This window comes from Streptosporangium sp. NPDC051023 (genome assembly GCF_040689595.1).
Taxonomy (GTDB): Bacteria; Actinomycetota; Actinomycetes; order Streptosporangiales; family Streptosporangiaceae; genus Streptosporangium.
On the sequence record NZ_JBFBCE010000048.1, the window covers coordinates 46,554 to 69,276 of the forward strand.

Below are 22,723 nucleotides of genomic sequence, written 5' to 3' on the forward strand. Positions count from 1 at the left end.
CCTGGGCAGGTACGGCTATCGCCCGCCGACGTCACGGCCGACGGGCGATGGGTCGCTGCTGCCTCGGCCCGGCGGCGAGGCCGGGCACAACGGATGCGTCAGGCCGAGAGCTCGGCGCGGCCCTTGCGACGACGGGCGGCCAGGATGGCGCGACCTGCGCGGGTGCGCATGCGCAGCCGGAAGCCGTGGGTCTTCGCACGACGACGGTTGTTCGGCTGGAAAGTACGCTTGCTCACGAGTGGGCTCCAGGCTCAAGGGCGTCCCCAGCACATGGGGACGCTCGACAGTGACTGGCCTGCCGAAAGCGGGGCATGCGAAATAGCCGCCGCGTGACAAGCCGACCGTCGTACGGTACGGGCAACGCTGGCCTAGGTCAAACCGAGAACACGCGGATATAAGTTATCCACGAATCCACAGCCCCTTTTTCCACCGACGCCTCGCCGTCCACAGGATGTGCACTCAGCCTCCCCCACACTGCCACTAGGCTGTGGACAACGTCTTGAACACAGGCTGTGGACAGGGCTACTGTCGGCCCTTCCAGCCCCTACTCACCGCTGCCTGGACGTACCGGGCGGCAGGCGAGGGGCTGTGCACACCGTGTGGATTCGATGTGGATTCCAGGCAGCGACCCCGAGCGGGCAACAGGGGCGCCGACATGTGGATAACGGGGGAATCCGATGCGCCCGGCGGCCATCGGTGTGGATAAACAGATCGCGGTGAGCTCATGCGGGGGCCGCGTCGACAGGAGGATGGCCGGGCATGGACGGTATGGACCTCGGCGAAGTATGGGCGCGGGCGTTGGAGAACTCCCTCAACGCGAGCGTCCCTTCCCAGCAGCGCGTCTGGCTCAGCATGACCCGGCCCTTCGGCCTCATGAACGACACCGTGGTGCTCGCAGCCCCGACCGATTTCGCCAGAGATGTCCTGGAAAACAAGCTTCGTCCGCTGATCAGCCACGCGCTCTCCCAGGAATTCGGCCGCCCGATGCGGGTCGCGGTCATGGTCGACCCCAGCGCAGCGGGTTCGGACCCCGGCGGCGTGCCTCGCCCCGAGCCTTATCCCCAGGCCCCCTCGCAGGGTTATCCCCAGGCTGGGGGACCACAGCAGGGTTATGCACAGCCGGTGACCTCCCAGCACCACAGCGCTTCCGGCCTCCAGCACCCTTTCCAGGGGGTGGGGCCCGCCACATCGTCATCCACCGACTATCCACAGCATCAGCCACAGGGGCAGACGTTTCCCTACGGCTATCAACAGGCTGAGGAGTCTGCGCAGCCGTACCTGCCCGTCGAACCCCCCGCGTCGGGCCCGGTGGAGCAGGGCAGCGGGTACGGCCGAGGCGGCTACACCCCGCAGCCCGCGCCCCCGCGTCCGGAATCCGATGGTTTCGAGCGACATGGGCAGAACTTCGACCGGCCGACCCCGACGCAGGCGGCGGGCCCCGTGCAGAACAGATGGGACGGCAGGAGCGGCCGTACCCAGGGAGAACCCGCCCGCCTCAACCCGAAGTACACATTCGAGACGTTCGTCATCGGTTCCAGCAACCGCTTCGCCCACGCGGCCGCGGTCGCGGTGGCCGAGGCGCCGGCGAAGGCCTACAACCCGCTGTTCATCTACGGCGACTCCGGCCTGGGGAAAACCCACCTGCTGCACGCGATCGGCCACTACGCCCAGAGCCTCTACGACGGCGCCAGGGTGAGATACGTCAGCTCGGAGGAGTTCACCAACGACTTCATCAACTCCATCCGCGACCACAAGGCCGACAACTTCCGCGGCCGGTACCGGGCTGTGGACATCCTGCTCGTCGACGACATCCAGTTCCTCGAGGGTAAGGAGCAGACGCAGGAGGAGTTCTTCCACACCTTCAACACCCTGCACAACGCCAACAAGCAGATCGTCATCTCCAGCGACCGCGCCCCGAAGCAGCTGGTCACCCTGGAGGACCGGCTGCGCAACCGGTTCGAGTGGGGCCTGATCACCGACGTCCAGCCGCCCGAGCTGGAGACCCGCATCGCGATCCTGCGCAAGAAGGCGATCCAGGAGGGCCTGGCCGCGCCGCCCGAGGTGCTGGAGTACATCGCCAGCCGCATCTCCACCAACATCCGCGAGCTGGAGGGCGCGCTCATCCGGGTCACCGCGTTCGCCAGCCTCAACAGGCAGTCGGTCGACCTGCAGCTCACCGAGGTCGTGCTCAAGGACCTGATCACCGAGGACGCCGGGTCCGAGATAACGGTCGCCACGATCATGGCGTCGACCGCGGCCTACTTCGGTCTGTCGATCGACGACCTGTGCGGTGGGTCGCGCTCGCGTGTCCTGGTCACCGCCCGGCAGATCGCCATGTACCTGTGCAGGGAACTGACCGACATGTCGCTGCCGAAGATCGGCCAACAGTTCGGCGGCCGTGACCACACCACGGTCATGCACGCCGACCGGAAGATCCGCTCGCTCATGGCCGAGCGCCGGTCGATCTACAACCAGGTCAACGAGCTGACCACCAGGATCAAGCAGCAGTCGCGCAATGGATGAGATTTCCCCCGGCGTGATGCACAGGCTGTGGAAAACCTTGTGGATCAATGGTGCGGGCCCGCCGGGCGACGCGGACTGGGGGGTTCCACCGTGAACATGCCGGTTTCGATGGTTTCGGCACGCTCGAGCGAGCTGGGGACAACTCTGGGGAGAACCTGGGGAGAACCTGGGGAGAACTCGTGGACATCCTGGGGACGCCCTGTGAAGAGAGTTATCCCCAAGGACAAAACGACCTCTTACCCGGTGGAGAACCTGGGGAAACCTCGTGGATAACCGGTGGATGAACGGTCCATGATCTGGGGACGGCCTGTGTGTACAGCTCGGTTCTCCCCAGCCCCACGAGTTCTCCACACCGTCCACCCACACCTCCGGTGGATGAAAAAACCATAGCTGAGCTGCGGAAACATAGGCTTTCCACAGTTTCCACCGCCCCTAATGCGATGACCCCCTGTATCTCTAACTAGGAAACTCAAGACCCATAGAAAGGGTTCCGGGGGAGCGAGCGTGCGGGACAGTGAACACTTGAACCCAAGGCACCGAGCGGACAGCGCTCGACACACAGGAGGCAGATCCACGTGATGTTCCGTATCGAGCGAGACGTGCTCGCTGAGGCGGTCGCATGGACGGCACGCAGCCTGCCGGCGCGCCCTTCCGTGCCGGTGCTCGCCGGCATGCGCCTGGAGGTCACCGAGAAGGGGCAGCTCAAGCTCTCCGGCTTCGACTACGAGGTGTCCGCGGAGGTCACCCTCGAACCGCAGACCGGTGAGGCGGGCGTCGTGCTCGTCTCGGGCAAGCTCCTCGCCGAAATCACCAGGGCGCTCCCCGCACAGCCTGTGGACTTCGTCGTCGAGGGCGCGAAGGCGGTCGTCACCTGTGGCAGCGCCCGGTTCACACTTCTCACCATGCCTGTGGAGGACTACCCCTCCCTGCCGACCATGCCGCCCGCCGCCGGCCGGGTCGGCAGCGACGTGTTCGCCTCCGCCGTCAGCCAGGTCGCCGTCGCCGCGGGTAAGGACGACACCCTGCCGATGCTCACCGGCGTGCGTATGGAGATCGAGGGCGACACCGTCACCCTCGCCGCGACCGACCGCTACCGCCTCGCCGTACGCGAGCTGAAGTGGCAGCCCGGCCAGCCCGACTTCTCCGCGGTCGCGATGATCCCCGGCAAGACGCTCGCCGACGCGGCCAAGGCCCTGGGCAGCACCGGCGCCGAGGTCGAGGTCGCGATGAGCTCCGTCGGCGGGACCGGCGAGGGCATGATCGGTTTCTCCAGCGCGGGCCGCCGCACGACCACCCGCCTGCTCGACCCCGAGTTCCCCAAGTACCGCTCGCTGCTGCCGACGGAGTTCTCCGCCAAGGCCGAGTTGTCCACAAGCACCTTCGTCGAGGCCGTCAAGCGCGTGGCCCTGGTCGCGGAGCGCAACACCCCGGTGCGGCTCGCCTTCCGCGACGGCGAGGTCGTCCTGGAGGCGGGCAGCGGCGACGAGGCACAGGCGGTCGAGGTGCTGCCCGTCGACTTCGAGGGCGACGACATCAACATCGCCTTCAACCACCAGTTCCTGCTTGAGGGGCTGGGCGCGATCGACTCCGACGTGGCCAGGCTGCAGATGACCACCTCGACCAAGCCCGCCATCCTCACCGGTGGAAAGCCTGTGGACGAGGAGGGCGTTCCTGACTACCGCTACCTGATCATGCCCATCCGCCTGTCGAGCTGACGCGACCCCTGATCTCTCGGCCCCCTGGAGCCCGCTGAGGAGGCCTGTGAGGCCCGTGAGGCGGGTGGGGCGGGGTTGGGCCGACGTCCGGGTGACGGACGCGGGCAGGGGGTCTCTCAGCGCCTTCCGCGCCTTTCGGGCCGGAACGGTCGTGCGCACCGTACGGGATGCCCACCGGTGTGGGCGCAAACCTGTGAACAGACCGGAGAGAAGCGGGCGGGGCTGGATACTTGTGGGCGGGGCCGGGCAGTTTGGCCTGGCCGCGCGCATCGGTCCGGCACGACGTTCTCCACAGCCCTGTGAGTGGTCCCGCCGGTGGAAAACGCCAGCCCGGTACGGCTCGCGCCGGCGCGTCCGGCGTAGGTGGATGATGGAACCCTGAAGGGGGTGCTCATATGCAGATCGGCATGGTCGGGCTGGGCAAGATGGGCGGCAACATGGCCGAGCGGCTGCGCCGCGGCGGCCACGATGTCGTCGGTTACGACCGTGACCCGGCGGTCAGCGACGTCTCGGGCCTGAAAGAACTGGTCGACCGGCTCCAGCAGCCGCGCGCCGTGTGGGTCATGGTCCCCGCGGGCGCGCCGACCCAGGCCACGATCGAGGAACTCGGCAACCTGCTGTCCGAGGGCGACATCGTGATCGACGGTGGCAACTCGCACTATCTCGACGACCAGAAGCATGCGGCCGAACTCGGCGCGAAGGGCATCGGATTCGTCGACTGCGGGGTGAGCGGCGGTGTCTGGGGGCTGCAGAACGGCTACGCCCTCATGGTCGGCGGCGCGGACGGCGACGTCCAGCGGCTGATGCCGATCTTCGACACCCTCAAGCCGGAGGAGGGCGGCTTCGTCCACGCGGGAGCCGTCGGCGCGGGACATTTCGCGAAGATGGTCCACAACGGCATCGAGTACGGCATGATGCAGGCCTTCGCGGAGGGCTGGGAGCTGCTCGAGGCCTCCGACGTCGTGACCGACGTACCGGGCGCCTTCGCCAGCTGGCGGCACGGCACCGTCATCCGCTCCTGGCTGCTCGACCTGATGGTCCGCGCGCTCAAGGAGGACCCGGACCTGGCGGACCTCAAGGGCTACGCGCAGGACTCCGGCGAGGGCAGGTGGACGGTCCAGGCGGCCGTCGACCACGCGGTCCCGCTGCCGGTCATCACCGCCGCGCTGTACGCCAGGTTCGCCTCCCGCCAGGAGGACTCACCGGCCATGAAGGTCGTCGCGGCCCTGCGCAACCAGTTCGGCGGGCATGCGGTCACCGCCAAGGAGGGCCAGGTCGCCAAGGGCGCGGACGCCCCCGGCGCCGATGTCGTCCCTCCGGCCGAGGCGGACAGGTAACCCCTTTCCACGAAGACAGGCGGGCGCGAGCCGAACGCGGCGCCGACCAGGCCTGAGACCGACCGGCCCCGCTCCGGCCCCGCTCCCGTCCGGCCCGGGGCCGCGGCGGGGCTCCGGTGACAGACGGGGACGGCTAGTCTTCCTGGGGTGCACGTCGCCCACCTCTCGCTGACCGACTTCCGGTCCTACGACACCGTCGACCTCGGCCTGGAGCCGGGCGTCACGGCGTTCGTCGGACCGAACGGGCAGGGCAAGACCAACCTGGTCGAGGCACTGGGCTACGTCGCGACCCAGTCGAGCCACCGGGTCGCCAACGACGGGCCACTGGTGCGTCAGGGCGCGGCGCGGGCGATCGTGCGGTCGGTCGTCGTGCACGAGGACCGGCGGGCGCTGATCGAGCTGGAGATCAACCCCGGGAAGGCCAACCGGGCCAGGTTGAACCGCTCACCCGTCTCCCGTCCACGCGACGTCATCGGCATGCTGCGCACTGTCCTGTTCGCTCCCGAGGACCTCGCCATGGTCAAGGGCGACCCCTCTGAGCGCCGTCGCTACCTCGATGACCTGCTGGTGGCCAGGGCCCCCCGCTTCGCCGGGGTCCGCGCCGACTACGACCGGGTGCTCAAACAGCGCGGCGCCCTGTTGCGTACGGCCGCGCAGGCCCGGCGCGGTGCCCGGAGCGGGCGGCGGGCGGAGAACGACTCCGCGTTCGCCGCCGCAGGGGCGGGAGACCCGTTGAGCACACTGGAGGTCTGGGACGCCCACCTGGCCAAGTACGGCGCAGAGCTGCTCGCCGCCCGCCTCGAGCTGATCGAGGAGCTGCGCCCGCTGGTCGCCGCCTCCTACGCGGCGCTCGCCCCCAACTCAGCCCCCGCGTGCCTCGACTACCGGGGCACCCTCCCGGCGCGGGAGGGCAAGGAGCAGGGGGTTCCAGTGGACGCCGACGCGCAGACAGGACGCGAGGACCTGGAACAGCGGATGCGCGCCGCCCTGCTCGAAGTCCGCGGTTCCGAGCTCGAACGCGGCGTCACGCTCGTCGGCCCGCACCGCGACGACCTGTTCCTCGGGCTCGGAGACCTGCCCGCGCGCGGCTATGCCAGCCACGGCGAGTCGTGGTCGTTCGCGCTGGCGCTCAGGCTGGCCGCCTACGACCTGCTCAGGAGTGACGGCGGCGATCCCGTGCTGATCCTCGACGACGTCTTCGCCGAGCTGGACAGCCAGCGCCGCCGCCGCCTCGCCGAGATCGTGGCCCCCGCGGAGCAGGTGCTGATCACCGCCGCGGTCGCCGCCGACGTGCCCGCCGAGCTGGTCGGGGCCCGGTTCGACGTCACGGAGGGAAGTGTGGCCCGTGTCCGATGACCGACGGGCCGCGCGCGGCCCTGCTCCGCAGGCGGCGTCCCCCGCGCCCGCCGTTCCCCAGAAGGGACAGGCCGAGCAGTCGGGGCAGGCCGCGGCGAGGAACGCGGCCGCGACGGGCGCCGCGATGGCGAGGGAGAAACTTGCCCAGGCCAAGGCGGACGCCGCGAAACGGGGACAGCTGCCCCGCCGCGAGCCGCGGCGCAAGCAGTACGGCCCGCGCAGGGACTACGGCGATCCCCAGCTTTTCGGCAGGGCCATCGCCGACCTGCTCGCCGATCGGGGGTGGGAGCAGCCCGCCGCGGTCGGCGGGGTCTTCGGCCGCTGGCAGGAGATCGTCGGCCCCGATCTGGCCGCCCACACCAAGCCCGAGACCTTCGCCGACGGGGAGGTCCTGGTCGTCGCCGACTCGACGGCCTGGGCGACCCAGGTCAGGCTGCTGGCGAGAACGCTGGTCAGAAGGTTGAACGAGGAGCTCGGGGACGGAACCGTACAGCGTGTGAGAGTGCGGGGCCCGCAGAACGGACCGCGCCAGAGCGGTGGCCTGCGCGTCACCGGCAGCCGTGGTCCCGGCGACACCTACGGATGATTCACAAGCCGGGAAACGGATCAGCGGCCTTTCTGACGCGGTGACCCCCCTCCGTGTAGGGGGATGTTCGAGAGGATGGTCGACGCGCGACAGAGGCTTTCAGAGCCCGTCAATGCCACACGACACGTTCCGAGCCGCTAGAATGAAATCGAATTCCGGACACGTCCGCTTGCGTGTCACCCCGGCCTCATAGCCGACTCCCCTGGGTGAACGCATCGGGGCATTCACGACGGTGACGGGCACGGCGGGGCTGACAGGCTCTCTCGCCGCGTGTCCGCGGCAGGAGGATTTCGCACTTGTCCTACGACGCTAGCTCAATCACCGTCCTCGAAGGACTCGAGGCGGTCCGTAAGCGCCCAGGCATGTACATCGGCTCGACCGGGGAACGCGGTCTGCACCACCTCGTCTACGAGGTTGTGGACAACTCCGTCGACGAGGCCCTGGCCGGACACGCGAACAGGATCGAGGTGACCCTCCTCGCCGACAACGGCGTCAGGGTCATCGACAACGGCCGAGGCATCCCGGTCGGCATCGTCGAGGCGGAGGGCCGCCCCGCCGTCGAGGTCGTCCTGACCGTGCTGCACGCGGGAGGCAAGTTCGACAGCAAGTCGTACGCCGTCTCCGGCGGTCTGCACGGCGTCGGCGTCTCGGTGGTGAACGCCCTGTCCACGACGCTGGAGGTGGAGATCCGCACTGACGGCCATTACTGGCGGCAGAGCTACTCCCACTCCAAGCCGACCGCCCCCCTGGCGAAGGGGGAACCGACCGAGGAGACCGGCACCTCGATCACCTTCTGGGCCGACGACACCATCTTCGAGACCACCACGTGGAGTTTCGAGACGCTCTCGCGCCGCTTCCAGGAGATGGCCTTCCTGAACAAGGGCCTGACGATCTCGCTGCGCGACGAGCGGCCCGACCACGTGGTCAACGGCGAGCCGACCGAGGTGGTCTACCACTACGAGGGCGGTCTGTCGGACTTCGTCCAGCACCTGAACTCCAAGAAGGAAGCCGCGCACGTCTCGGTGATCGACTTCGAGGAGCACGGCGAGGGGATCTCCGTGGAGATCGCCATGCAGTGGAACAACTCCTACAGCGAGTCGGTCTACACCTTCGCCAACACCATCAACACGGCCGAGGGTGGCACCCACGAGGAGGGCTTTCGCGCCGCGCTGACGTCGATCGTCAACCGCTACGCGCGTGAGCAGAAGTTCCTCAAGGAGGGCAAGGACGACAACCTCACCGGTGAGGACATCCGTGAGGGTCTCACCGCGATCATCTCGGTGAAGCTGGCCGACCCGCAGTTCGAGGGCCAGACCAAGACCAAGCTGGGCAACACCGAGGCCAAGTCGTTCGTGCAGAAGGCCTGCAACGACCACCTGCGCGACTGGTTCGAGCGCAACCCCGGCGAGGCCAAGGACGTCATCAACAAGTCCCTGCAGGCCTCACGCGCCCGTCTCGCGGCCCGCCAGGCCCGCGACCTCACCCGGCGCAAGTCGCTGCTCGAGTCGGGCTCAGGCCTGCCGGGCAAGCTGGCCGACTGCCAGTGGAGCGACCCGGAGAAGTGCGAGCTGTTCATCGTCGAGGGTGACTCGGCGGGCGGCTCGGCCAAGGGCGGCCGCGACTCCAAGTTCCAGGCCATCCTGCCCATCCGCGGCAAGATCCTGAACGTGGAGAAGGCCCGCATCGACAAGGTGCTGAAGAACACCGAGGTCCAGGCGTTGATCACCGCCATGGGCACCGGCGTCCACGACGAGTTCGACATCACCAAGCTCCGCTACCACAAGCTCATCCTGATGGCGGACGCCGACGTCGACGGCCAGCACATCAACACGCTGCTGCTGACGCTGCTGTTCCGTTTCATGCGGCCGCTGATCGAGGCGGGGCACGTCTACCTTTCGCAGCCGCCGCTCTACAAGATCAAGTGGGACCGCAGGGGCGAGGACGCCTCATACGCCTACTCCGACCGTGAGCGCGACGCGATCATCGAGGACGGCATGTCCCGGGGCAAGCGCGACCCGCGCCTGCACGACGGCATCCAGCGGTTCAAGGGTCTGGGCGAGATGAACGCCGGCCAGCTCTGGGACACCACGATGAACCCGGACACCCGGGTGCTCCTCCAGGTCACCCTCGACGACGCCGCCCAGGCCGACGAGCTGTTCAGCGTTCTCATGGGTGAGGACGTCGAGGCTCGCCGCTCCTTCATCATCAGGAACGCGAGAGACGTCCGTTTCCTCGATGTGTAGCGGTAGCCGTACAGACTTCTCTTTCGAAAAGGACCAGCACCCGTGACGGATGTGAACACTCCGCCCGCAGAGCGCATCGAACCGGTCGACATCCAGTCGGAGATGCAGCGCAGCTACATGGACTACGCGATGTCCGTCATCGTGTCCCGTGCGCTGCCCGACGTCCGCGACGGGCTCAAGCCGGTGCACCGCCGCGTGCTCTACGCCATGTACGACGGCGGCTACCGTCCCGACCGCGGTTACTTCAAGTGCTCACGCGTCGTCGGCGACGTGATGGGGTCCTACCACCCGCACGGCGACTCCTCGATCTACGGCACCGTCGTACGGCTCGCCCAGCCCTGGGCGCTGCGCTACACCCTGGTCGACGGCCAGGGCAACTTCGGATCGCCGGGCAACGACATGCCGGCCGCCATGCGATACACCGAGTGCAAGCTCGCGCCGATCGCCATGGAGATGATCCGTGACATCGACAAGGACACCGTCGACTTCCAGCCCAACTACGACGGTCGCTCCCAGGAGCCGCTGGTCCTGCCGTCCCGGTTCCCGAACCTCCTGGTCAACGGATCCGCCGGCATCGCGGTCGGCATGGCGACGAACATCCCGCCGCACAACCTGCGCGAGGTGTCCGACGGCATCAAGTGGGCCCTGCAGAACCCGGAGGCCGACGACGAGGAGCTCCTCGAGGCGCTGATCGCCCGGGTCAAGGGTCCCGACTTCCCGACCGGCGCCCTGATCGTCGGCCGCAGGGGCATCGACGACGCCTACCGCACCGGCCGCGGCTCGATCACCATGCGGGCGATCGTCGAGGTCGAGGAGGACGCCAAGGGCCGTCAGTGCCTGGTCGTCACCGAGCTGCCCTACATCGTCAACCCCGACAACCTCGCGCTGTCGATCGCCGAGTCGGTGAAGGACGGCCGGATCAGCGGCATCGCCGACGTCCGCGACGAGAGCTCGTCCCGGGTCGGCCAGCGCCTGGTCATCGTGCTCAAGCGCGACGCGGTCGCCAAGGTCGTGCTGAACAACCTCTACAAGCACACCCAGCTGCAGACCACCTTCGGCGCCAACATGCTGGCGCTGGTCGACGGTGTGCCCCGGACACTCCGCCTCGACCAGTTCGTCCGCCACTACATCACCCACCAGATCGAGGTCGTGGTCCGCAGGACGCGCTACCTCCTGCGCAAGGCCGAGGAACGGGCTCACATCCTGCGCGCGCTGCTCAAGGCGCTCGACCGGATGGACGAGGTGATCGCCCTGATCCGGCGCTCGCCGTCGGCCGCCGCCGCCCAGGGCGGCCTCATGACCCTCCTGGAGATCGACGAGATCCAGGCGCAGGCCATCCTCGACATGCAGCTGCGCAAGCTGGCCGCCCTGGAGCGGCAGCAGATCACCGACGAGTACGACTCGCTGATGGCGCACATCATCGACTACCAGGCGATCCTGGCCTCGCCGGAGCGGCAGCGGACGATCGTCTTCGACGAGCTCTCCGAGATCACCGCCAAGTACGGCGACGAGCGCAAGACGGACATCATCGCCTACGAGGGCGACATGTCGATCGAAGACCTCCTCGCCGAGGAGGACATGGTCGTCACGATCACCCGCGGCGGCTACGCCAAGCGCACGAACACCGATCTCTACCGGGCGCAGAAGCGCGGCGGCAAGGGGGTGCGCGGCGCCCAGCTGCGCCAGGACGACATCGTCGACCACTTCTTCGTCACCACGACCCACCACTGGCTGCTGTTCTTCACGAACAAGGGCCGGGTCTACCGGGTCAAGGCCTACGAGCTCCCCGACTCGGGCAGGGACGCCCGGGGCCAGCACCTGGCCAACCTGCTGGCCATGCAGCCCGACGAGGTCGTGATGGAGGTGCTCGACCTGCGCGACTACGAGGTCGCGCCGTACCTCGTGCTGGCGACCCGCAGCGGCCTGGTGAAGAAGACGCGACTTTCGGAATACGACTCGCCGCGCTCAGGTGGCCTTATCGCCATCAATCTACGGGAAGATGACGAGGTGATCGCTGCCAGGCTGGTTTCCGAGGAGGACGACCTCCTGCTGGTCTCCCGTGGGGCGCAGTCCATCCGGTTCACCGCCTCGGACGAGGCCCTGCGCCCGATGGGCAGGGCGACCAGCGGTGTGATCGGCATGCGGTTCCTCGAAGGCGACGAGCTTCTGGCGATGAACCGGATGGCGGACGGCGACGATGTGTTGATCGCGACCGAGGGTGGGTATGCCAAGCGCACACCCGCCGATCAGTACCCTCTGCAGGGTAGAGGCGGCAAGGGTGTCCTGACGGCCAAGATCGTTAGTGCTCGTGGCAAGCTGGTTGGGGCCGTCATGGTCAGTCCGGAGGACGAGGTTTTCGCGATCACGTCCGCCGGCGGGGTTATTCGGACCAGCGCGGGGGAGATCAAGCAGTCTGGTCGCCAGACCATGGGGGTGCGTCTGATGAATCTGGTTGAGGGGGACAGCGTCGTGGCTCTCGCCCGCAACGCCGAGTCTTTGGAGACTGAGGAAAACGGGGAAGGTGAGTAGCCCGTGAGCTCTCAGGCCAGAGGACCACGTCCCGCCTCCTCATCGACACGCGATCAGGTGACGGAGAAGATGGACAAGGCCACCGGAACGGATCCCGCCGAGGTGGCCGAGTCGCCGGCAGGCGGTAGCAAGCCCACGCCGGAGACCGATAATTCGGTAACCGACGATTTCAAGGGCAGGCAGAGTGTGACGGCTATCGAGGACGGCAAACCAGGCGAACATACGGCGCGCATCCGTCCGGGGGCTCCCGCCCCCGATCCGGGGAACCCCTCCTGGGCACCCGGAGGGCTGTCGTCTCCCTTGCAGGACAGCAGGAAGCCGACGGCCGACACCTCCCCGAGGGCGCCTCGCAAGGCCCACCTGGTGCTGCGCAGGGTCGAACCGTGGTCGGCCATGAAGTTCAGCTTCGTGGTCTCTCTGGTCTGCTTCGTGGTGCTGTTCGTCGCCGTCGCGGTGCTCTACATGGTGCTGAACGGCCTCGGGGTGTTCGACAACATCATCCAGACGGTCAACCAGTTCACCGTCTCGGACGGCAAGCCCTCGACCAGCGGCTTCGACATCGCCTCCTGGTTCGAGCCCGTCCGCATCCTCGGATACACCGCTCTGATCGGCGCCGTGAACGTCGTCCTGATCACAGCCCTGGCCACCCTCGGTGCGGTGATCTACAACATCGCCTCCGACCTGGTCGGCGGCGTCGAGGTCACTTTCAGCGAGGCCGAGTAGTCATCGGCCGCCATGTCCCCGGCCCACCTGCCGGGGACATGGCGCAAGCCGGTGTCAGAACAGGGTAAGCTTTTCCCTGTTCGAGCGAACGGGTTCGCCTCCCGAAGAGGGATGCGATACCGTTTTCGCACGTAACGAGGGGCTATAGCTCAGACGGTTAGAGCGCTTCCCTGATAAGGAAGAGGTCCCAGGTTCAAGTCCTGGTAGCCCCACCTCGACAAACGCCCCGAAGCGATCACGCTCCGGGGCTTTTTGCTGCAACGGGTACTGCAACGGCCTCACTCGAACAGCCCGTTGACCTTCCTGAGGGCGTCCTGACGACTCTCGCCGTCCCCGTGGGTGTAGATCTCCATCGTGACCGAGATGCGACTGTGCCCGAGGATCTCCATCGCGTCACGCGGCGCGACCCCGAGCTTCTTGAGCAGCGAGGCTGCCGTGTGCCGCAGGTCGTGAACCCGGATCGACCGCAGGTCGTTCTTCTCCACGATCCGGGCGAAGGACCGGGCGAGGTTGCGCGGCTCGATGGGCTTCCCCGACCGGGTGGTGAAGACGAGTCCGGTGTCCGCCCACCCCTTGCCTACCTCCTGCCTGAGGATCTCCTGTCCGTCGCGCTGGATCTCCAGCGCCTCACGGACCACGCCGAGGAGTGGCAGCGACCGGTTCCCCGCCCTGGTCTTGACCGGCCCGTGGTGCAGCTCCTTGCCGACACGGACGAGCTGACGGCGGACGCTGACGTGCCCCTCGTCGAAGTCCACGTCGACCCAGCGCAGGCCGAGAGCCTCGCCACGGCGCAGGCCGTACAGCAGCAGGAGCACGAAGGCCGGATAGAGCGGGTCGAAGCGCGCCACCCGAAGGAAGGCCCTCGCCTCGTCGGCGCTCCACGGCTGGTTGCGCTGGGAGTCAACTGCCGGAAGAGTCGCCAGCCGTGCGACGTTCCGCGAGATGATCTCCTCCCGCATGGCCCGCGTCAGGGCGGCGCTCAGGACGTTGCGCATGACGTGAACGGTCCCGATGGCGTGCTCCTCCCCGTTGATCTTGGCGTTGAGGAACGTCTGAACCTCCGCCACGGTCAGCCTGTCGAGCTTCTTCCGGCCGAGCCCCGGCTTGAGGTAGAGGCGGACGATCGTCTCGTACTTGGCGAAGGTCGTCTTGCGGATCGAGTGACGGGCGACGTCGTTCAGCCAGTAGTCGAGGTACTCCCCGACCTTCCAGGCCCGGTCGGCTGCAGGCACGCCCCGGCGAGACCTGATCTGCATCTCTTGGATCTTGGCCCGTGCCTCGTCGGCGGTCCTGCCGTAGACGGTCTTGCGCTTCTCCGTGCCGTCGGCGGTGAGGACGTAGACCTGTCCACACCACTTGCCGTCCGCCCGCTGGTAGACGGTGCCCTCGTTGTTGGCCCGCTTGCGGCGGCTCTTCTTGCGCGGCTCCTCGTCGGAGGCGCCGATCGGGGTCTTGGTCATCAGGCGGCCTCTTCCATGAGGAGATCGACGAGTTCGGTGATCGCGGAGACCGGCACGAGGCGACGCCGACCGGCCTTGAACGACTTGAGCTGGCCCGAGCGGATGAACTTGTAGAGCGTCCAGCGGCTCACCCTGAGCTGGTCGGCGGCTTCCTCGACGGAGAGGACGGGACCGTTCATCAGGCTGCCTCCCCCAGTGCCGTAGTTGCCGAAAGGTTGGTGAGGGGTCTGCCGTCGGCTCTGGCCCGCAGTTCGTCGAGCCGTGCTCTGGTGCGGTGCCGGTTGGCCACCCCGCGCAGCAGTCGTACGGCCAAGGGGGTTCGGGTCGGGTCTTTGGCGGAGACCGGTCTCCAGATGTAGCGGTGCGGGTCGGTGGCGGTGTCGTCGTCGGGCAGGCCGAGCATGTCGAGCACCCAGGCCCGACGGTCGGCCTTGTGGTCGCGCAGGGTCTTGTTCGACCATTTGCGGGAGACGAGCACGCGGCGTCCGGCGTAGCCGAGGTGTTCGCCCTTGTGGGCCTTGGAGCGGCACCGGCCTGGCATCATGCCCGGCTTGGCCTCCTTGGGCTGGATGCCGTACCGCAGCCAGTTGGCGCAGGTCGGTGAGCAGGGTTCGTAGCGCAGCGCCTCGACCAGGCGGGCGGCGTGGTCTCGGCGGCCCTGGTTGATCGCCGCACGAGCCGGACCGGCCTCTTCTTCCTGCTCGTCCTCATCAAGGTCGAGGGGGTCGCCCAAACTCTTGGTGAGGTACTTGGTCAGGTAGCCGATCCGTTTGTGGGCGTCCGGGGAACCGGCCAGGAGACCCTGCACGTCGATCTGGGCACCGAAGCGCACCACGTGCAGCGGTTCAGCGTCCTCGTCCTGGTCGAGCCGGTCAAGGGCCTCCTCCCAGGTTGGCAGCAGCTCCCCTGTGGCCGGATCGAGGTAGTCGCCGGCTTGCCCATCCGGGTACGGCTCGGCCTGTTCATCTCGCTCGTCCCAGATGGGCAGGTGCTCGCCCTCGAACCGGACTTCATCCACAGCGGGCCACCACACCTGGTGGTAGGTGGCCGCGGCGATGGCCTTGATCTCCGCACGGGGCAGGGTGCCGCGGATCGCCATGTGCAGGTGCGGTGCGAACCGCTTCTGCGGTTCCACAGTGGCGAAGTACTGCACGTCATATCCCGCCACCCGGCGTAGGTTCTGCACGAACCGATCCACCAGCTTGGAGAAGTGCAGCGCGTCGCGGGCCGCCGCCGCGTAGTCATAGCTGGCCGGGTCAACGGGCACGCCCTGACCAGAGCGGATCTTGCCGTAGGACGGCAGGGTGAGCGTGACGAACAGCGATGGCCGGAACACCCGCCCGTCCGAGGTGACGAAGGTCCGTCCCAGGGTCGTGTTCTGCCGGGCACGCTTGGGCAGATCTGGAGCGTCCTGACGGCGCCGGGTGGAGCGGGAACGGCGGGGAGTCGATCGGCCGCCGGTGACGGTGCCGCGCATTCCGGCGGCGTTGATCTCCGCGTCGATGCCCGTGATGGCCTCGTCCCAGTCGGTGAGGTCTTCGCCATCACGCTCGGCGGCATCCCGTTTGGCCTGGACGTCGGCGCGGAACTCGATCAACCACCGCTGATCGGCGGTGCTGGGCTGCGGCTCGGCGATCGGCTCGGTGGCGAGGTGCCAGCCCTCGCGGCACTGGGCCTTGCGCAGTTGCTTGTTGCGCTGGGCGCAGGGTGGGCACTTGGCTTCGCTGGTGGTGCCGCACGGGATGTCGAACGGTTCGTTGGTGCCGGTGTGGGTGTCGAACCGTCGAAGTTCGATGGGGCGGATGCAGACGCCGTTGAGTTTGGCGACCTCGATGGCGACGTCGAGGGCCAGGGGCAGGGTGTCGCGGATGGTGCGGGGAAGGGTGCGGTCGGCTCCGTTGGGGGGTGTGGGGGCGGACGGGTGGGCGGGGTGGGTCATGGAGCCTCCTTCCAGTGCGGGTCGAGGATGTCGGCGTGCAGCCGGTAGGCGTCGCCGTAGGGGTCTTTGCAGAGCTGGAGATTGACCAGCACTAGACGCGGCGGGATCGGAGCGTCGGTGAGGTCGAGCAGGCCGCAGGCGCTCAGTTCGGCCCAGGAGCCGTGGAAGACGATTCGCATCAGGCCACCTCCGGCAGCGGCAGCGTGTCGGCGCCGAAAACGGCGACCATGTCGCGGATGTCGTCATCGGAGACGTAGGCGGCGCGGGCGCGGATCGGGTCGGGCGAGGTCTCCAGCCGCACGTAGGCGATGCCCGCGCCCTGCTCGGGGATCGGGGAGATGTGGTCGGCCAGCGCGCCCCGATCGCGGGCGCCGTCGCCGAGGACCATGTCGACCTGCTCGGACTCGTCGAGGCGGAGGGCGATCTTGTCGGGGAACAGGTTGCGGATGGTCAGCACGTCCTTGCGCGGGTCCTGGAGGGCAGCGAGAACGCCGACACCGACCGCCCGGCCCTGGGTGGTGAGGGTGGCCAGGGCGGCGATGGTGCGCACTCGGAGCCCCTTGTCGGGCTGGTAGGCGGTCAGGAAGGCCACCTCGTCCACCACGACCAGGACGAAGGGATCCTCCACAGTGGGGACGTGGTTGCGCCGGACTCCGGCGAAGCGTCCGGCCCGCTCCTGCATCACCTTCACCGCCGCCTCCAGCAGGCCGACGCAGGCTTCCGGAGAGGCGGCATAGCGATCGCCGAACAGGTCCCGGCCGAAGCTCAGTTCCATGAGCTTGGGGTCCAGCGCCCATATCTCGGCCAGGCCCGCACGAACAGTGGGCAGCAGACCTCGAATCGCCGACCAGATGATGGAACCCTTGCCCGAGCCGGTGGCCCCCGCGACCAGGACGTGAGTGCCGTGGACCTTGAGCCGCCATGGGGTGCCGTCCTCACGTCGGCCGATCTCCACCGGCCTTACCGACGTCACGGCCGGGATCGGCAGGGCGGGCAGCGGAACGGCCAGCGGGTCGCGGCGGGGGAAGGTGAGCAAGAGCCGGCCGGACCGGGTGATGGTGACCCGGCAGGAGGCGGCGCCGAATCCGTGGGCGAGGTGTTCGGTACGGTCGGCCCAGTCGGTGACGGCCTGGCCAGTAAGGATCTTGACGGTGACCAGGTCGGCCCACGAAGTGCAAGAGACGGCCAGCAGGTGAGGCAGGTAGTCGCGTCCGCTGACCTGCCGGGCCAGGCCGGAGATGGTCATCACCGGCTGCCAGTGCCGCCGGTAGACCCAGATCAGCCGCCAGAAGGCCAGCAGTCGCCAGCCGATCAGGCGCAGGAACGAGGCACGGTGCACCAGTGCCCACCCGGTCGGCCCGGTCAGGAGCAGAGCAGCGGTAGCGAGGCCGTACGGCCAGCCGTAAACAGTCCAGATCACTCCGGGCAGCGCGGTGACGGCAGAGGCGATCGGGTGGCGCCAGATGAGCCGCACCAGCCCGGCCAGCAGCCGCCAGGCGAAGACGACCAGCGTCACCAGGGCCGGGGTGCGGACCACGGCCGGGCGGAAGATCACGGCCGTGTCAGGGGTGGTGGAGACGAGACGTTGTGCCTCGTCGCCGGGCAGTTTTTTGAACATTAGGCTGAAGGCCTTCCTTGATGTGGAGTCTGGGGAGAACCGAGGGGCCGCCGGGAGCTGCAACTTCCAGCGGCCCCGCTTACGTTGCTCAGGCCGGGTCGTCGTCCCGGTTGGGCGAGGGTGCGGGCACGATGGCCTGGACGGCGTAGAGCCGCTCGCACTCGTCCCGGTATCGCGTGGCGGCGGTGGCGATCTGGCGGGCCAGGTCCAGGTCGGCGGAGGTGACCGGGCCGCCGCCGGTGGTGGAGATGGACAGCTGACCCTCGGCGCTGCCGACGCACAAGTAGGGGCGGATGCCCTGGACGGTCAGCGCCATGACCGACAACTCGGCGGTGTGGAAGGACACCTCGAGCTGGGTGTTGCCGTCGTGGATGGAGGCGGTGACGTAGGTGTAGGGCCGGTAGTCGTTGCGGGCGCTCATGCTGCGATCTCCTTGCTGCTCGTGGTGGTGGCGTCCTTGGCCGAGACCGACGCCGAGGTGGCGTGCTTGGCCGGGATGGTGGTCCTACGCGGGGCGCGCATGGCGCGGACCTTGATCGAGTAGGCGAGGCGTCCGGCGCCGTTGACGTAGGGGGTGACGGTGACGTTGTCGAACTCGACCGGGGTGAAGGGCGAGTCGGGCAGCGGGGCCGGGGGAACCGGCTGGACGGTGGACAGGATCTTGACCGCGATGGTCTTCTGTCCGGCCTTCACCGTCGGGTCGGCGTCCATGACGGCGACCTGCCAGACCGGGTCTCCGGTGTTCTTGTCGCGGGACTGGACGAATCGGCCGTTGGTGGAGGCGTCGAAGTCCTTGACGGGCTCGACGTCGCCGACGACGTAGCAGCCGTGTGGGAAGACCATGTCGAAGGCGACGGGGATGGGTCCTTGCAGAGCCATGATGGCGCTCCTCTGTTGTCTGACAGTCACTTAACCTGTCATGTGATTCGAGGATAAGAAAGCCCGCTTGGTAGGTCAAGTACCTAAGCGGGCTCGCGTGGTGAGACTCTGCTATCCGATCGGATAGACGTCCTCCAGCTCGTGGCGATCGGCGGGGAGCAGCACCTCCGCCACGGCCAACGTCTGACCGGCCGCGTCCCGCACTGCGGCATAGACACCCAACAGCGGTGTGTTCTTCGGCACGCCGAGCCGCTTGGCCTCTTCAGGGGTGGGCATGCGTGCGGTGACCTGCTGCACGATGTGATCGAACCGCACCCCCTTGCGGGAGCGCAGATGCTCGCCCAGCCCCTCGGCCAGCAGGTCGGCACTGGTCAGGTCGGTGCCCTCGGTCAGCTCCAACGGCACCCACACCGAGACGATCTCGGCGGGCTCACCGTCCCGGCTGATCAGCCGCCGCCGTAGGAACGCCTTACCCTTCGGTGCGATGCCCAACAGCGTGGCGATCCGCTGAGGTACGGCCAGCGCCGCCACCTCCACCACCTCACCATCAGAGGCGGTCTCCGGGCTGGTCAGATATGCCTGCCCGGGGCGAGACCGCTCCACCGGAGCCGTCACCGGGCGACCGCGCACGAAGCGGCCCTTGCCCTGTTGGGACTCGATCCACCCCTGTTCGCGCAGCACGCGTAGGGCGGCGACCACGGTGGGCCGGGAGACGCCGAACTCGTTGATGAGCTGGTTCTCGCTGGGCAGCAGGGAGCCCGGAGGGTAGTCCCCCGACTCGATGCGCCGCTGTAGCGCTTGGACAAGTTGCGCGTACTTCGGTGGTACGGACTCTAGCGACATAACGACCGTCCATCACCCAACAGGTTGTTTTACCAAGCTAGAGCGTAACTTGGCTTTCCTCCCCTGTCACGCGTTCGAGGAGGGAGAGGCTGGAGAAAAGGAAGGTCCCGGCAGACAGGCGCGGGGGAAAGGGCATGCGGTGCCGGGGTGGGCCACATGCGTCCGCTCTGCTGTCTGCCGGGACGGTGGGAGGCGCGACGAGGCAAGGGGACCACCCCAGACCCCTCCGACCAGGGATCCCTGCCCCGCCGCGCCCGTCTACTGGCCCACGTAGGCGGCCAAGATCTGTGCCGCGCCCTTCAGATCGCTCGTCGGATGGCGCTTCTCCGCCGACTGCCAGGAGAAGTAGGCGCCGCCGTACCCGACGAACACCCACACCGGCATCCCCACCCCAGGGCGGACGATCATCAGCGCGCTGTCGTTGTCGCGCAGCTCGGCCCGCACCCCGAGCAGCAGCAACGCATCTCGCAGCAGAGTGAGCAGGAGGGCTTCACTGTGCTGCTCATCCGGAGGACGTGCTTGCGGGGGAACGGTGGCCTGGGGAGACGGGGTCATGTCACGCTCCTTCCGGCCCGGCCGCTTGCGAGGCAGTCGAGACATTCCTGTTCTCCGTACGTCTCGTGGTCACCGCCGCTCTCACCGATGAGAAGGGCACGGCTTGAGCTGCGGAACTTGGTTCCCCGCCCTCGACACGAGGGGCAGGGGGTTTCTTCGCTGGACTCGTCTGGCCGGGTCACCGTCGCCATCTCCTCGACATTCGATCCGCACTCCCTGCGGCGGAAGGCGGGCTGACGTAGCGTGGTTGCTTGATGACAAGTCCACCGGCAATCGGAGCTCGACAGGACCCCTGCCCGGCCCCCTTCCAGCTCCCCTCTTGACTCCCCCCGCCGAGCGGAAAGGCAGGAAATGCCCAACAAGGCCCCGAATGTTCAGCTGCGGGCATGGCGTAACGCTCAGCGGCTCACCCGCCTTGAGGTGGCCGAGAAGATCAACGCCACCCCGATCGGCATCGCTGAACGCCTGACCTGCGATGAGGAGCGAGTCCGCCGGTGGGAGACCGGAGAGGTCAGATGGCCCAGCACCTTCTACCGCCTGGCTCTGACCCAGTTCACCGGCCTGACCCCGGAGCAGCTCGGCTTTTCCCGAGCCGTACGCGACGAGGCCCGCAAGGCAGCCGTGAGCATCTCGGTCCGGAACGATCACCTCGTTGCGCCTGACGCTCTGGCGGCCGAGCCCCGTACTGTGGATCTCGCCGACTACGGGGAGGACGAGGGTGAGATGCGACGCCGTGAGTTCGTCGGGCTGACCGGGGCCGCCCTGTTCAGCGCGGTGCTCCACCAGCCCGAGCCATCCCAGTACGTAGGCCATGACGTCGACGATCTCGCCGTCGCACTGCTCGAACACTCCAGCCTCATCGACGGCCCCGCGGACCTGACGTCGATCGCCGCCATGGTCGCCCAAGCCAAACGGAGCTACCAGGCCAGCCGCTACTCCCAGGTGATCACCGGGCTACCGTCCCTGATCCGCACCCTCCGCGCCGCCTGCTCCACATTGGACAGTGACGACAGGCTACGAGCGCACGCCCTGTCGGCCGAGGCACACCACATCGCGGCCTCCATCCTGCTCAAGCAGGAGAACAAGGGCCTGGCCTGGCTCGCCGCCGACCGCAGCGTCCTAGCCGCCCATGCCAGCCAGAGCCCCTTGGCGATCGGATCGAGCTCTCGGGTCATCACCCGCGCTCTCATGGACGGCGCACACCACAGGGTCGCCATCAGCACCGCCAACGCCGCAGCCGCTCGTATGGACGCCGACCTCAAACAGCCTTCCGGCGACGAGCTGTCGATCTACGGATCGTTGCTGCTGAGCGGTGCCGTCGCCGCCGCGCAGACCGGCAACCGACACGTCACCGTCGAACTGCTCGACGAGGCCGCCCAGGCGGCCCGGCGACTCGGCTACGACGGCAACCACCAGTGGACCTCGTTCGGCCCGTCCAACGTCCTGTGCCACCGGGTCAACGTTGCTCTTCGGCTCGGTGACGCGGGAACCGCGATCGACCACGCCCGCCAGATCGACCTGGACAGGTTGTCCACCAACGAGCGCAAGGGCACCCTCCTGATCGACACCGCCCAGGCGTTCCTCATGTGCGGCAAGCACGACAAGGCTCTCCAGGTCCTGCGCGCCGCTGGACAGATCGCCGCCGAGGAGGTCACGGGTCGACCTGCCGCTCTTCGTCTCGTCCGCGATCTCACCGTCACCGCCCCGATCAGCCTCCGGCGCGAAGCCCGCGAGTACGCCACATCCCTGGGAGTCGTGGCCTGATGCAGCCCAGCCAGGTCCTCTACGTCATCGTGTGCGCTGCGGGAGCCGCCCGCGACGTCGGCCGCCTGGTCGCCCTCGCCCAAGATGCCGGCTGGATCGTCCAGGTCGTCGCCACTCCGCCCGCCCTGGACTTCATCGACGTCCCCGCCCTGGAACAGCAGACCGGCCGCCCGGTGCGCAGCCAGTACCGCAAGCCGCACGAGCCCAGGCCCCCACGGGCTGACGCGATCATCGTCGCCCCCGCGACCTACAACACGATCAACAAGTTCGCTCAGGGCATCACCGACACCTACGCTCTCGGCCTGCTCGCCGAAGCCCCCGGCCTGGGCATCCCCGTGGTCGTGCTGCCCTTCGTCAACACCGCCTTCGCCTCCCGCACCCCGTTCCGCCGAAGCGTCGAAACCCTGCGCGCCGAAGGCATCCCCGTCCTGCTCGGCCCCGGCCAGTTCGAGCCGCACCCGCCCGGCACCGGAGACGACATCCTGGACGTCTATCCATGGGCTCTGGCCTTGAAGGAAATCGAGCAGCACCGTCCCCGATAAACGAGGCCGGATTCCGTAGCGCGGACACTGCCGAATTGTTCTTGTGGGGTATCAAGAGGCGGCGCTGCGCGCCGCCTCGCCGCGGTGAGCGTCCGCGAGCTGGCGTCACCC

The 22,723-nt window shown here is 68.0% G+C and carries 20 protein-coding genes and 1 tRNA gene; 11 read left to right on the top strand and 10 right to left on the bottom strand.

The genetic code is table 11. The features are described from left to right. Positions 1–98: 98 nt before the first annotated feature. Positions 99–236: a 50S ribosomal protein L34 gene (rpmH, locus tag AB0395_RS28385; protein ID WP_010849920.1), complete on the bottom strand. Its 138-nt coding sequence runs from the start codon at positions 234–236 to the stop codon at positions 99–101. A 523-nt stretch (positions 237–759) separates the two neighbouring features. Here rpmH and dnaA point away from each other — a divergent pair. The 9 genes from dnaA (at position 760) to AB0395_RS28430 (ending at position 13,224) form a co-directional block, all read left to right on the top strand. Further along, positions 760–2,523: a chromosomal replication initiator protein DnaA gene (gene dnaA, locus AB0395_RS28390; protein ID WP_366286050.1), complete on the top strand. Its 1,764-nt coding sequence runs from the start codon at positions 760–762 to the stop codon at positions 2,521–2,523. Positions 2,524–3,098: 575 nt separating this feature from the next. Further along, positions 3,099–4,238: a DNA polymerase III subunit beta gene (gene dnaN / locus AB0395_RS28395; RefSeq protein WP_366286053.1), complete on the top strand. Its 1,140-nt coding sequence runs from the start codon at positions 3,099–3,101 to the stop codon at positions 4,236–4,238. A gap of 395 nt (positions 4,239–4,633) precedes the next feature. Continuing rightward, complete coding sequence (gene gnd, locus AB0395_RS28400) at positions 4,634–5,575, top strand: phosphogluconate dehydrogenase (NAD(+)-dependent, decarboxylating) (RefSeq protein WP_366286056.1); 942 nt, start codon at positions 4,634–4,636, stop codon at positions 5,573–5,575. A 147-nt stretch (positions 5,576–5,722) separates the two neighbouring features. Beyond that, positions 5,723–6,931, top strand: coding sequence for a DNA replication/repair protein RecF (gene recF, locus AB0395_RS28405; RefSeq protein ID WP_366286058.1), 1,209 nt, complete (start codon positions 5,723–5,725; stop codon positions 6,929–6,931). Further along, entirely contained in the window at positions 6,921–7,517 is a 597-nt protein-coding gene (locus tag AB0395_RS28410) for a DciA family protein (protein ID WP_366286061.1), read from the top strand. The genes recF and AB0395_RS28410 overlap by 11 nt, the downstream gene beginning before the upstream one ends. A gap of 296 nt (positions 7,518–7,813) precedes the next feature. Further along, entirely contained in the window at positions 7,814–9,760 is a 1,947-nt protein-coding gene (gene gyrB / locus AB0395_RS28415; RefSeq protein WP_366286064.1) for a DNA topoisomerase (ATP-hydrolyzing) subunit B, read from the top strand. Between the two features lie 42 nt (positions 9,761–9,802). Further along, a complete protein-coding gene (gene gyrA / locus AB0395_RS28420) occupies positions 9,803–12,289 on the top strand; it encodes a DNA gyrase subunit A (protein WP_366286067.1) in 2,487 nt (828 codons plus the stop codon). A 57-nt stretch (positions 12,290–12,346) separates the two neighbouring features. Next, positions 12,347–13,012 carry a DUF3566 domain-containing protein gene (locus AB0395_RS28425; RefSeq protein ID WP_366286070.1) on the top strand — a complete coding sequence of 222 codons (666 nt, stop codon included), beginning with the start codon at positions 12,347–12,349 and terminating at the stop codon, positions 13,010–13,012. Positions 13,013–13,150: 138 nt separating this feature from the next. Next, positions 13,151–13,224 (top strand) — tRNA-Ile (locus AB0395_RS28430). A 66-nt stretch (positions 13,225–13,290) separates the two neighbouring features. Here the strand turns inward: AB0395_RS28430 and AB0395_RS28435 are convergent. From AB0395_RS28435 to AB0395_RS28475, 9 genes are all read right to left on the bottom strand, one after another. After that, positions 13,291–14,472, bottom strand: a complete 1,182-nt coding sequence (locus tag AB0395_RS28435) for a site-specific integrase (protein ID WP_366286073.1) — start codon at positions 14,470–14,472, stop codon at positions 13,291–13,293. Then, positions 14,472–14,651, bottom strand: a complete 180-nt coding sequence (locus AB0395_RS28440) for a helix-turn-helix domain-containing protein (RefSeq protein WP_366286076.1) — start codon at positions 14,649–14,651, stop codon at positions 14,472–14,474. The genes AB0395_RS28435 and AB0395_RS28440 overlap by 1 nt, the downstream gene beginning before the upstream one ends. After that, entirely contained in the window at positions 14,651–16,411 is a 1,761-nt protein-coding gene (locus AB0395_RS28445; RefSeq protein ID WP_366286077.1) for a replication initiator, read from the bottom strand. Before AB0395_RS28445 ends, AB0395_RS28440 begins: the two co-directional genes overlap by 1 nt. Beyond that, entirely contained in the window at positions 16,408–16,590 is a 183-nt protein-coding gene (locus tag AB0395_RS28450) for a hypothetical protein (protein ID WP_366286079.1), read from the bottom strand. Before AB0395_RS28450 ends, AB0395_RS28445 begins: the two co-directional genes overlap by 4 nt. Further along, complete coding sequence (locus AB0395_RS28455; RefSeq protein ID WP_366286081.1) at positions 16,590–18,029, bottom strand: FtsK/SpoIIIE domain-containing protein; 1,440 nt, start codon at positions 18,027–18,029, stop codon at positions 16,590–16,592. Before AB0395_RS28455 ends, AB0395_RS28450 begins: the two co-directional genes overlap by 1 nt. 88 nt (positions 18,030–18,117) lie before the next feature. Continuing rightward, a complete protein-coding gene (locus AB0395_RS28460) occupies positions 18,118–18,450 on the bottom strand; it encodes a hypothetical protein (RefSeq protein WP_366286084.1) in 333 nt (110 codons plus the stop codon). Then, a complete protein-coding gene (locus AB0395_RS28465; protein ID WP_366286087.1) occupies positions 18,447–18,908 on the bottom strand; it encodes a plasmid replication, integration and excision activator in 462 nt (153 codons plus the stop codon). Before AB0395_RS28465 ends, AB0395_RS28460 begins: the two co-directional genes overlap by 4 nt. A 111-nt stretch (positions 18,909–19,019) precedes the next feature. Then, positions 19,020–19,751 (bottom strand): GntR family transcriptional regulator, encoded by a 732-nt coding sequence (locus tag AB0395_RS28470; RefSeq protein ID WP_366286089.1) that lies wholly within the window; start codon positions 19,749–19,751, stop codon positions 19,020–19,022. 258 nt (positions 19,752–20,009) lie between these two features. Further along, on the bottom strand, positions 20,010–20,306 hold the full coding sequence (locus tag AB0395_RS28475) for a hypothetical protein (RefSeq protein WP_366286092.1): 297 nt from the start codon (positions 20,304–20,306) through the stop codon (positions 20,010–20,012). A 351-nt stretch (positions 20,307–20,657) separates the two neighbouring features. Here AB0395_RS28475 and AB0395_RS28480 point away from each other — a divergent pair, with 351 nt between their 5' ends. Together AB0395_RS28480 and AB0395_RS28485 are read left to right on the top strand one after the other, a co-directional pair. Further along, the gene (locus tag AB0395_RS28480; protein WP_366286095.1) at positions 20,658–22,070 is read left to right on the top strand and encodes an XRE family transcriptional regulator; all 1,413 of its coding nucleotides are present in this window, start codon (positions 20,658–20,660) and stop codon (positions 22,068–22,070) included. Beyond that, positions 22,070–22,612 carry a flavoprotein gene (locus tag AB0395_RS28485; RefSeq protein ID WP_366286097.1) on the top strand — a complete coding sequence of 181 codons (543 nt, stop codon included), beginning with the start codon at positions 22,070–22,072 and terminating at the stop codon, positions 22,610–22,612. The genes AB0395_RS28480 and AB0395_RS28485 overlap by 1 nt, the downstream gene beginning before the upstream one ends. Positions 22,613–22,723 lie beyond the last annotated feature (111 nt).

What these genes read in the sequence shown, in the direction of transcription:
- AB0395_RS28435 (WP_366286073.1), bottom strand. Translation starts at nt 14,472, where the DNA reads ATGACCAAGACCCCGATCGGCGCCTCCGACGAGGAGCCGCGCAAGAAG.
- AB0395_RS28485 (WP_366286097.1), top strand. Translation starts at nt 22,070, where the DNA reads ATGCAGCCCAGCCAGGTCCTCTACGTCATCGTGTGCGCTGCGGGAGCC.
- AB0395_RS28465 (WP_366286087.1), bottom strand. Translation starts at nt 18,908, where the DNA reads ATGGCTCTGCAAGGACCCATCCCCGTCGCCTTCGACATGGTCTTCCCA.
- AB0395_RS28455 (WP_366286081.1), bottom strand. Translation starts at nt 18,029, where the DNA reads ATGTTCAAAAAACTGCCCGGCGACGAGGCACAACGTCTCGTCTCCACC.
- AB0395_RS28475 (WP_366286092.1), bottom strand. Translation starts at nt 20,306, where the DNA reads ATGACCCCGTCTCCCCAGGCCACCGTTCCCCCGCAAGCACGTCCTCCG.
- AB0395_RS28460 (WP_366286084.1), bottom strand. Translation starts at nt 18,450, where the DNA reads ATGAGCGCCCGCAACGACTACCGGCCCTACACCTACGTCACCGCCTCC.
- AB0395_RS28470 (WP_366286089.1), bottom strand. Translation starts at nt 19,751, where the DNA reads ATGTCGCTAGAGTCCGTACCACCGAAGTACGCGCAACTTGTCCAAGCG.
- AB0395_RS28445 (WP_366286077.1), bottom strand. Translation starts at nt 16,411, where the DNA reads ATGACCCACCCCGCCCACCCGTCCGCCCCCACACCCCCCAACGGAGCC.
- dnaA (WP_366286050.1), top strand. Translation starts at nt 760, where the DNA reads ATGGACGGTATGGACCTCGGCGAAGTATGGGCGCGGGCGTTGGAGAAC.
- AB0395_RS28480 (WP_366286095.1), top strand. Translation starts at nt 20,658, where the DNA reads ATGCCCAACAAGGCCCCGAATGTTCAGCTGCGGGCATGGCGTAACGCT.
- AB0395_RS28450 (WP_366286079.1), bottom strand. Translation starts at nt 16,590, where the DNA reads ATGCGAATCGTCTTCCACGGCTCCTGGGCCGAACTGAGCGCCTGCGGC.
- gnd (WP_366286056.1), top strand. Translation starts at nt 4,634, where the DNA reads ATGCAGATCGGCATGGTCGGGCTGGGCAAGATGGGCGGCAACATGGCC.
- AB0395_RS28440 (WP_366286076.1), bottom strand. Translation starts at nt 14,651, where the DNA reads ATGAACGGTCCCGTCCTCTCCGTCGAGGAAGCCGCCGACCAGCTCAGG.